The 9,450-nt window shown below is 60.9% G+C and carries 9 protein-coding genes, 1 pseudogene and 1 other annotated feature; of the genes and pseudogenes, 6 read left to right on the top strand and 4 right to left on the bottom strand.

The features are described 5' to 3' along the window. The first annotated feature begins 121 nt into the window (after positions 1-121). Positions 122-1,360 (top strand): annotated as a pseudogene (locus tag IWX75_RS17145) (IS3 family transposase). Next, positions 400-513: a sequence feature (AL1L pseudoknot), on the top strand. It overlaps the preceding pseudogene by 114 nt. A gap of 36 nt (positions 1,361-1,396) precedes the next feature. Beyond that, positions 1,397-2,272 (top strand): DUF5996 family protein, encoded by an 876-nt coding sequence (locus tag IWX75_RS17150; protein WP_196823471.1) that lies wholly within the window; start codon positions 1,397-1,399, stop codon positions 2,270-2,272. Between the two features lie 600 nt (positions 2,273-2,872). Here IWX75_RS17150 and IWX75_RS17155 read toward each other — a convergent pair. Genes IWX75_RS17155 through IWX75_RS17165 form a run of 3 tightly spaced genes read right to left on the bottom strand, consistent with a single transcriptional unit; the run spans position 2,873 to position 4,348 of the window. Further along, positions 2,873-3,604 (bottom strand): GntR family transcriptional regulator, encoded by a 732-nt coding sequence (locus IWX75_RS17155; RefSeq protein ID WP_196823472.1) that lies wholly within the window; start codon positions 3,602-3,604, stop codon positions 2,873-2,875. A 4-nt stretch (positions 3,605-3,608) separates the two neighbouring features. Further along, positions 3,609-4,094 (bottom strand): PTS sugar transporter subunit IIA, encoded by a 486-nt coding sequence (locus IWX75_RS17160; RefSeq protein WP_334684451.1) that lies wholly within the window; start codon positions 4,092-4,094, stop codon positions 3,609-3,611. Continuing rightward, on the bottom strand, positions 4,091-4,348 hold the full coding sequence (locus tag IWX75_RS17165) for a PTS glucose/sucrose transporter subunit IIB (protein ID WP_334684452.1): 258 nt from the start codon (positions 4,346-4,348) through the stop codon (positions 4,091-4,093). The genes IWX75_RS17160 and IWX75_RS17165 overlap by 4 nt, the downstream gene beginning before the upstream one ends. 177 nt (positions 4,349-4,525) lie before the next feature. Here IWX75_RS17165 and IWX75_RS17170 point away from each other — a divergent pair, with 177 nt between their 5' ends. The 4 genes from IWX75_RS17170 (at position 4,526) to IWX75_RS17185 (ending at position 8,775) form a co-directional block, all read left to right on the top strand. Then, positions 4,526-5,800, top strand: coding sequence for a PTS transporter subunit EIIC (locus IWX75_RS17170; protein WP_196823474.1), 1,275 nt, complete (start codon positions 4,526-4,528; stop codon positions 5,798-5,800). Continuing rightward, entirely contained in the window at positions 5,790-7,064 is a 1,275-nt protein-coding gene (locus IWX75_RS17175) for an N-acetylglucosamine-6-phosphate deacetylase (protein ID WP_196823475.1), read from the top strand. Before IWX75_RS17170 ends, IWX75_RS17175 begins: the two co-directional genes overlap by 11 nt. Beyond that, positions 7,045-7,812 (top strand): glucosamine-6-phosphate deaminase, encoded by a 768-nt coding sequence (gene nagB / locus IWX75_RS17180; protein WP_196823476.1) that lies wholly within the window; start codon positions 7,045-7,047, stop codon positions 7,810-7,812. Before IWX75_RS17175 ends, nagB begins: the two co-directional genes overlap by 20 nt. Before the next feature lie 93 nt (positions 7,813-7,905). Next, positions 7,906-8,775, top strand: a complete 870-nt coding sequence (locus IWX75_RS17185; protein ID WP_196823477.1) for a protein phosphatase 2C domain-containing protein — start codon at positions 7,906-7,908, stop codon at positions 8,773-8,775. Between the two features lie 87 nt (positions 8,776-8,862). Here IWX75_RS17185 and IWX75_RS17190 read toward each other — a convergent pair whose 3' ends face one another. Further along, a complete protein-coding gene (locus IWX75_RS17190; RefSeq protein WP_196823478.1) occupies positions 8,863-9,252 on the bottom strand; it encodes a VOC family protein in 390 nt (129 codons plus the stop codon). Positions 9,253-9,450: the final 198 nt, after the last annotated feature.

Consider the following 9,450-nt stretch of genomic DNA (forward strand, 5'->3'; position numbering starts at 1 on the left):
AACTCCGCCGAGTAGCCCTGTCGTCCCATCTGTTCCTCCTGATGTCAGACACCAGAATCCACAAATTCCAACTCCGTAGAACCCGGGACACACCACATTGATTACCCGGAAGGATTGATTTATGGCAGCGCAGAGGAAGTATCCGGAGGAGTTGCGTGAGCGCGCGACGAGGATGGCCATTGATGCCCGGAAGGACCCGGTGACACGGGCTGGGGCGTTCCAGCGGATCGGTACCCAGCTCGGCGTTCATCCCGAGGCTCTTCGGACGTGGGTGAAACGTGCTGAGGTCGATGGCGGGATACGAGCCGGTACCACGAGCGATGACGCGGCCCGGCTGGCGGAGCTTGAGCGTGAGGTCCGCGAGTTGCGGCGGGCGAATACCATCCTGAAACAGGCGTCGGCTTTTTTCGCGGCGGAGCTCGACCGTCCGTCGAGGTGATGTGCGCCTTCATCGAGGAGCACCGTGAGGAACACGGGGTCGAGCCGATCTGCCGGACACTGCAGATCGTCCCGAGCACCTACTACGCCCACCGAACCCGGCCAGCCTCGGATCGGAGCATCCGCGATAGCGAACTCACCCAGGACATCAGGGCAGTGCATGAGGAGAATTACGGGGTCTACGGGGTCCGGAAGGTGCACGCGCAGCTTTGCCGGCAGGGACAGCCCGTGGCGCGTTGCACCGTGGAGCGGCTCATGCGGACCGAGGGCCTGCGCGGGGTCTCGCGGGCCAAGGGTCCGCGGACGACGAAGCCGGCCGCCGAGACCGGTAGGCCGCAGGATCTGGTCGAACGCCGGTTCACCGCTACGGCCCCGAATCGGCTCTGGGTTGCTGATATCACGTACGTGCGTACCTTCGCCGGCTGGGTATACGCGGCGTTCGTTCTCGACGTTTTTTCTCGCCGGATCATGGGCTGGCAGGTAGCAACCAGCCTCTATACCGAGCTCGCGTTAAATGCCCTTGAGATGGGTATCTGGTCCCGCACGAAGGACGGTGATGATCTCACCAATCTTGTCCACCACAGCGACCGCGGCGTCCAGGCCGGTTGAATACGGCCAGTATCGGGCCATCCGCTATGCCGAGCGCCTCGCGACCGAGGACGCCGTAGCGTCGGTGGGCTCGAAGGGCGATAGTTACGACAATGCCATGGCCGAGGCTCTCAATTCGCTGTTCAAGGCCGAACTGGTCCGCAACAGAGGGCCCTGGCGCGACATCAATCACCTCGAAGTCGCCGTCGCGGAATGGGTCGATTGGTACAACCACCGCCGCCTCCACGGCGAGCTCGGCCACGTCGCGCCCGTCGAATACGAACAGCACCACACCACTCACACGACACCAGAACTACTCACCATTTCCAACTAAAACGGCCTCCACCAAACCCGGTGCTTGACAATCCGGTTGTCACACGCACCCCTGATCAACCATTGGTGGCAGGTGACCCTGTACGTCAGTGCCCGTGGTTTGACTACGTCGGCGATCCCGTATCAGGGCAGGGTTTTCGATATCGAGCTCGATTTCTGTAACCATCGGCTGCGCATCCGTAGTAGCGACGGCGGCACCCGTGAGCTTGGTCTGCAACCGATGCCGGTGGCGGATTTCTATGCGTGGACGATGGGCGCGCTTGACGAGCTCGGGATCAGCACCACGATTCAGGCCCGTCCGAATGAGGTGGATCAGGCGGTCCCTTTCGCTGAAGACATCAAGCACGCCTCCTACGATCCCGCGTCGGCGCACCTGTTTTGGCGCCAACTGGTCCAGGCGAACCGGGTCCTCCAAAGGTTCCGAGCCCACTTCATCGGCAAAGTCAGTCCCGTCCACTTTTTTTGGGGAGCGATGGACCTTGCCTGCACGCGATTCTCCGGCAGGGAGGCCCCGCCCCTTCCCGATGGTGCACCGAACTGCGGCGACTGGGTGATGGAAGAAGGCTACTCACGGGAATTAAGTAGCTGCGGATTCTGGCCCGGAGGCGGCGAGGAAGGAGCTTTCTATGCCTATGCCTATCCCGAGCCGGATGGGTTCGCCGACTACCCGCCCGGGCCCCCGGAAGCGTTCTACAGTCCGGAGAACCGGCAGTTCCTGTTGCCGTACGAAGCCGTGCGCTCCGCCGCCGAACCTGATCAGTTGCTGCTGGAGTTCCTGAACAGCACCTATGAAGCTGCGGCGATCAAAGGTAACTGGGACAGAGCTTCCCTCGAGACCGACCCCACCCGGTGGGACCGGCACAGAGCAGGACGGGCCGGTCACCGTCTTCAAACGACGCCTCCCATCCCTTAGGTCCTCTTCAAAACCCCAGCAGGGAAGCGACAACACCACGACCAAGTCACAGGAAAGAGCGATGGAGGTTCCCGCGGGCCGCGAGCAGCCGGAAACATCCGTGCACCCGGCAGCGACCTTGTCCTTACGTCAGCGCCTTGCAACCTTTGTCCGGAATCTCACCAGCCGATAATCATCAGAGGCTGATACTAAACCGCCATGGGTGTGTCACGGAAAATGAGCCACCGTAGCCGGGCGGCAGGAAACCAGGAGTGAGGGGAGGAATTTTTCTGACCTGCTCCGTACTTTAAAGCAATGAGCGATAGATCCGGTGATGACCCCGGTTCGTGGAGGCGGACCCTTAGGTTCTCAGCCACGAAACCGGGTTCAGGACAACCAGCACCCGGGGTGGTTACCTCATCAGTTTCGGTGATACCACTGTCTGTGGGCCCGGCCGCCAGAACCGGAAACTATTCATAGCCAATAGCCGCCGCCCCGTCTTCGGCGTACGTTTTAGCAGCCGCACGCACCAAGGTCATTTTTTTGATGGTTAGCTTCAAGCGTTTCCTGATTTTAGTGATGCAAGTCTTCGTAGCGAGAGCGATGATCGTTTTGGCATGGCTATCCCGCTGGTACTGGCGCCCCTAGGCGCATGGATATTTGATATCGGTCTGCGCGGTAAATGGAGATTGAATATTCGATGGGAGTGCCGGGTTCGTCGGGTCCGGTAAAGGAGCGGCGACGGAACAGGAGAACGGGTGCGCCTGCTTCGATGTCCAGTAGTGCGGCGGTTGTTTCTGGTGCGGGAGCGGCTTCGACTGTTTGTTCCACGCGTTGGACAGGGTGTCCGCTGGCAGACAGGATCCGGTACAAAGATCCGTTAAGGTCTTCCGACAGCAAGTCGGGTAGTAGTCGGATCGGCAGCCATGATTCGTCCACGCTGACCGGTGCTCCGTTGCCCAGGCGCAACCTGCTGATGTGGTGGGCTTTGCTCTCTGGAGTCAGGCCGAGATGCTCGGCGGCTGCCTCTGGAGGGGTCGCCGTGGTGGCGGAGATGACACGGGTGCTGGGCTCGAGACCGGCGGCCCGCATGTCCTCGTTGAAGGACGCCAGGTGCAAGGTGGAGCGCACCATCCCGTGGGAGACGAAGGTTCCCTTTCCCTTGATTCGAACCAGCGCTCCGTCTTGCACGAGCTCGGAAATTGCACGACGCACAGTGATGCGCGAGACCCCGAATTGTTCCTCCAGTTGCCGTTCGCCGAGCAGGGCGTCTCCGGGCCGGAGTCCGGCCGCGACCAGCTCCTGTAGCTGCCGGCGCACCCAGACATGTTTGAGCTCATTGTGTGTTTCCATCAGTTCAACTCCCGACCGTGTCGAAGAGAGGCTCACCTGCTTCAACCCGTGATCCGATGCTGTCGGTAACTATGGCCCCCGGTTTGGTGTCCAACACCACGACAGGACAGCACGGGCTCAAGTTTTTCGAGCGTATTAGTGCGACATCGACGCTGATCATGCGATCGCCGGCTTCCACCTGATCACCCTTTTGGGCGTGCACGGTGAAACCTTCACCCTTCAGATGCACTGTGTCGATCCCGACGTGCACCAGCACTGCGGGCCCGGAGGCGTGCTGGACGATGTAGGCGTGCGGTAACACTTTGACTACCCGCCCGGTTAGCGGCGCGACGGCGGTGAGCACGCCGGCGTCATCGTCTGGCACGACCGCTACTCCATCCCCGACGAGTCCCTTGGCGAAGACCGGATCGGGGATGTCCATCGCCGCGATGACTTGGCCGGGCAGGGGTGAAACCACCCGAACGGCAGTGTTCGGTCCGGCATTGCTCACATCAGGTCCTGGATGTCCTCGGCCAGGCTCTCGGCCTCGGGTCCGACAACCACCTGCACCACCCTGCCCGCCATCATCACGCCGTGGGCGCCGGCAGCTTTCAGGGCGGCTTGATCCACCAGTGTGGCGTCCACGACTTCGGTACGCAGGCGCGTGATGCACCCCTCAATTTCTTCCACGTTTTCCGCGCCGCCCAGCGCTGTCAGGATGATCTCTGCCTTGGACATGTTCCGCTCCTCTTGTTTGTCGTCGATAGCTCTGGTGTCCGGCCCTTTTTTCCTGCCGGATGGGTTCTGAGAATCGCGCTGGTTGACAACTGGGCCCGTGACGCTTCACAGTGATTGGTGTCACTGGTTATAACCAGTAAGTTCGACTCTACAGAGTCCCTCCGGTCCACACAAGCACCGCACCTTCTTGAGATGAGGAACACCATGTCCACGGAAAACACCGCCAAGCCCGAGGGTGCCGGCGCAGCAGCCGCACCCGCGCCCGGCAAGGCCAAAGGCGACGGCAAGGCGTTGCAGAACCTGCAGCGTTTCGGGCGCAGCCTCATGCTACCCATCGCCGCGCTTCCGGCTGCAGCGCTTTTGCTCCGACTCGGTCAGGATGACCTGCTGGGCCGCTTCGAATCCCTGACCACGGTTGCGCGGGTGATCGGCGCAGCGGGCGGAGCGTTGTTCGAGAACCTTCCGCTGCTCTTCGCCGTAGGCATTGCTTTCGGGTTCGCGCGCAAGGGCGACGGCTCAACCGCGCTTGCCGCCGTCGTCGGCTATCTGGTCATGATCAACGTGTTCGAGGTCATGGCCCCGCTTGTCCTCGGCGCTGCGCCGGAGGGTGGGGAAGAGCCTGTTATTAACTACGGCGTCTTAGCTGGCATCGTCATGGGGCTCACCTCGGCGTTGTTGTGGCAGCGCTTTCACCGCACCAAGCTTCCCGACTGGCTGGGGTTCTTCGCCGGACGGCGGCTGGTGCCGATTCTGACTGCTGTCGCCGGCATTGTGATCGGCGTCGTCATGGCGCTGATCTATCCGATTTTCGACCGCGGTTTGACCGGCGTGGGTAATGCCGTCGCTGAGAACACGGTGATTGGCAGCGGTGTCTACGGCACCCTCAACCGCCTGCTCATCCCACTGGGGTTGCATCACATCCTCAATTCGATCGTCTGGTTCATCATCGGGGATTACGAGGGCACCAACGGTGACCTGAACCGGTTCTTCGCCGGAGATCCCACCGCGGGTGTGTTCATGACCGGATTTTTCCCCATCATGATGTTCGCCCTGCCTGCAGCAGCCCTGGCGATTTGGCAGGAAGCAAGGCCTTCGCAGCGCAAGATCGTGGGCGGCGTGATGCTTTCCACCGGTCTGACCGCGTTTCTCACCGGCATCACTGAACCGCTCGAGTTCTCGTTCATGTTCATCGCCTGGCCGCTGTACGTTATCCACGCTCTTCTGACCGGCACGTCGTTCCTGGTGGTGAACTCCCTTGACATCCACCATGGCTTCGGCTTCTCGGCGGGAGCGATTGATTACCTGCTGAACTTCGGCATTGCCGAGAAACCGCTGTGGCTGATCCCGATCGGGCTGGTGTATGCAGCGATCTACTATGTGCTGTTCCGGTTCGTTATCCGCCGCTGGAACCTTCGCACCCTCGGCCGTGAGGACGAGACCGACGAAACCCCGTCGATGGCCAGGCCCGATGCGAGCTGATCCATCCGTGGTGTTCCCCGAAACGCCGGCTCGTGCCTTTCAGGGCCCCATCCTCACCGGGCGGCCTGGTGAAGATGTCATCGAGGATGGCGCAGTCTGGGTGGTCGAGGGACGGATCCGCTGGTGCGGGCAGGCCGTTGACCTGCCTGCCGGAATCAACATTCCCGTCGAGCGGGTACCCCTGATCCTGCCCGGCCTGGTGGACGTGCACTGCCATGGGGGCATGGGACACACCTTCTCCGCCGATGCCGATGGTGCACGCCTCGCCGCGAATCATCATGCCGCCCAGGGGACCACTTCCATGATCGCCTCCCTGGTCTCGGCGCCGTCGGACGTACTGCTGGAACAGATCACAGTATTGCGGGAACTGGTGCCGGATGGGACGCTGGCCGGATTGCACCTGGAAGGACCATTCCTCTCGGAGAGCATGTGCGGCGCGCAGGACCCGGCCGCGATCATCGACGGCGCCCCGGTACTGCTGAAGCAGTGGCTGGACGCTGGGCAGGGAACGATCCGGTCCATCACGCTCGCCCCGGAAACTGCGCATTTCGTGGAGCTCGTGTCCCTCTGCCGGGCTTACGACGTCGTTCCCTCCCTGGGGCATACCGCCGCCACAGCAGCCCAGGTCCGTGAGGCTTTGGCAGGGCTACGTGAAATACCCGGAGCACTCGGTATGGATGGCGGGTGGTGGTCTGCTACCCACTTGTTCAACCGGATGCCTCCGCTGAGACATCGTCAGCCAGGACCAGTAGCAGTTCTCCTACAAGCTGCTCAGCAACACCCCGAACAGATGGTCCTAGAGTTGATTGCTGACGGAGTGCACCTCGATCCGGAAATCGTCCGCATGGTGTTCGCATTGGTCGGTCCGCAATCGATCGCGCTGATTTCAGATGCCATGGCGGCCGCCGGAATGGATGACGGAGCCTACACCCTGGGTAGTTTGGACGTAATCGTCGCAGGTGGTATTGCCCGATTGGCGCCGGTTGCTCAAGAAACGCCCGTCGGTGCGATCGCTGGAGGGACCAGCACGCTGCTGGAGAACGTGCGTCGCTGCGTTGCGTGGGGCATTCCACTGGCGGATGCCGTTGCGGCTGCCTCATCTACCCCCGCTCGGCTGATGGGTTTTGACCATATTGGAACCCTCACTGAGGGAAGCCGGGCCGATTTCATTGTTGCTACCGACGAACTGGAGGTGCTGCAGGTGCACCGCGCCGGCGCACCACTGCAGACTGAAAGGATTGACCGTGCAGATTATTCTGTGTGATTCCGCCGAACAGGTAGGAGCCCGTGCCGCGGACCTCGTGGAGGCACGACTTCGACAAGGACCTGCGGTGCTGGGTCTGGCAACTGGCGGTTCCCCGGCGTCGACCTATGAAGAGTTGATCCGGCGTCACCGCGAGGAGTCACTGAGCTTCAGCCAGGTCACGGCGTTCACCCTCGACGAGTACGCCGGACTGCCGGCTAACCACGAACAGTCCTACCACTCGACCATCCGGCGGGAATTCGTGGACCACGTCGATCTGCCCTTGGAACAACTGCTGACTCCCCGCGGGGACGCAGCGGACCTGGTGACCGAAGCCGACCGGTACGACGCGGCGATCGTAGCCGCTGGAGGCATCGACATACAAATTCTTGGAATCGGAGCCAACGGGCACATCGGGTTCAATGAACCCACCTCGTCGCTGGCATCACGCACCCGGGTCAAGACCCTGGCTGGAGCCACCCGGGCGGACAACGCCCGATTCTTCCCTGAGGGCGAGGTCCCTCGGCTCTGCCTGACCCAGGGGCTCGGAACAATCCGTGACGCCAAACGGGCAGTGCTCGTCGCACTGGGCGAAAACAAGGCAAACGCCGTCCGAGCCATGGTCGAAGGACCACTCAGCGCACACTGCCCGGCATCGGTATTGCAACTTCACCAACACGCAGTCATCATCCTCGACCCCGCCGCCGCCTCGCAGCTGAGCCTCCTGGACTACTACCGGGAAGCCCAGGAACTCAACGATCAACTGTGAGCTGACCACGCATCCCAGTGATCGCGTGCAGGGGCAAGGTAGGAATGAAGACGAGATTACTCGATGTGCGCGGTAGTTTTAGGTGACCAGTTTATGACATGGATCAATACATCGATGGTGTCCCGGGCGGGAAGTATCGTCAATGAGGATGCTGTAGGGGTCTCGGGAAGCGCACTGATCGTGGTGGACGGTGCCACGGGTTTGACTGCGGCGAACCTGACCGGATGGCCCAGCGACGCCCAATGGTTCTCGCACCGCTTGGTGGACCTGCTGGGCGCTCGGATTGATGATGTGCGGCATTCAATCTCCCAAATCCTCCAAGAATGCATTCAAATGCTGCGGATGGAACTCTCCGATGGGGTTGCACAGGAAGACGTCACGGGATTGCAGGGGTTGGGGTCCCAGCCTTCGGCATCCGTCATGATTGCCAGGACCAACGGCACTTTGCTGGAAATATTCTCGCTGGGCGATTGCCAAGCCGTCATCGGGCATCATGACGGCACCGTCAGCGTCTGCCACGACGGAACCGTCGACGCGTTAGACAGTAGTGTCATCGAATACCTGCGGGACCTTGCCCGAGAACGCGGCGTGAGCGTTAAGGAAGCCCGACCTCACGTTAGCGACCGGTTACTTCGCAACCGGAAACTCATGAACACTCCGGGAGGCTACTGGATCACTGATCTCACCGGGGACGGCATCACGCACGCCCGCCTTCACACCTTTTCGGCCAAGGAGGTGATGGATATCGCTGTCATGACGGACGGGTTCGCCGCCACAGTGAACGTTGCACGCATCCATGCCACCCCTACAGAAATGCTCACCGCTCTACGCAGTACCACACCCGAATCCATCACCGAGACACTCTTCAGAATTCTGGATGAGGATCCTGAGTATGAAGCGTTCCCACGATTGAAACACCGTGACGACAGCTCAGTGATCTACAGCAAACTGCAAACCAGGTGAACACGAGCAGCTGTCCAAGCTTGAGGAAAGTCACGTTGCGGTAGCAGTAGAAATCACTGCCACCCCCCAGCAACCGAATCAAGAGAATCAGGCGTTGACGAAAAATTCCAGGGCAATGCCGTCTGGATCCTTAAAGCTAAGCGCTGTTCCGTACGATGCTTCCACGAGGCCACTGTGGCTGATGTCCTGGATATCGAGGAGTTTCGCCCATGCTTCAAGCTCGGCACGATTCACCACCGTGAAGCCGATGTGGTCAAGGCCAGGAGATTTGCCGTCGAAGGGCTTGCCTGAGCCGTGATCATGTTGCGTCAACCCCAACGTCATCCCTCCAGGCAAAACGAATACCTGTCGGAAAAACGGCCCGTCATCCATCGTGGCGGCGGGCTCAGTGTTCCACAGGCGCGAGTAGAAGGGCACGCTGACTGCGAGATCAGAAACAGTGAGTGCAAGATGGTCGATACCAGTGAAAGAGGGCATGAAAGAACCCTAGCTAACCAAGTGATCACTTCGGGGCACGGCAAGAGACGAGACAGGGTATAGCGAGCTGTTATCAGAGCTTTTGTTCGACCTACTGTGGAACTGGTTGGGCCCCCGTTAGCAGTCCAGCGTCTATGCGATAGCTAGTTGGTTTTCTTGCGTCCAGTTCTCCCAGTAGTGCTTCGGCGTCATGCCGTT

Source organism: Arthrobacter sp. CAN_A6 (assembly GCF_015751715.1).
Lineage (GTDB): Bacteria > Actinomycetota > Actinomycetes > Actinomycetales > Micrococcaceae > Arthrobacter_D.

Bases quoted from the DNA above. Each gene is read 5' to 3' on its own strand.
- IWX75_RS17155 (WP_196823472.1), bottom strand. From the start codon at position 3,604: ATGGAAACACACAATGAGCTCAAACATGTCTGGGTGCGCCGGCAGCTA.
- IWX75_RS17170 (WP_196823474.1), top strand. From the start codon at position 4,526: ATGTCCACGGAAAACACCGCCAAGCCCGAGGGTGCCGGCGCAGCAGCC.
- IWX75_RS17175 (WP_196823475.1), top strand. From the start codon at position 5,790: ATGCGAGCTGATCCATCCGTGGTGTTCCCCGAAACGCCGGCTCGTGCC.
- IWX75_RS17185 (WP_196823477.1), top strand. From the start codon at position 7,906: ATGACATGGATCAATACATCGATGGTGTCCCGGGCGGGAAGTATCGTC.
- IWX75_RS17190 (WP_196823478.1), bottom strand. From the start codon at position 9,252: ATGCCCTCTTTCACTGGTATCGACCATCTTGCACTCACTGTTTCTGAT.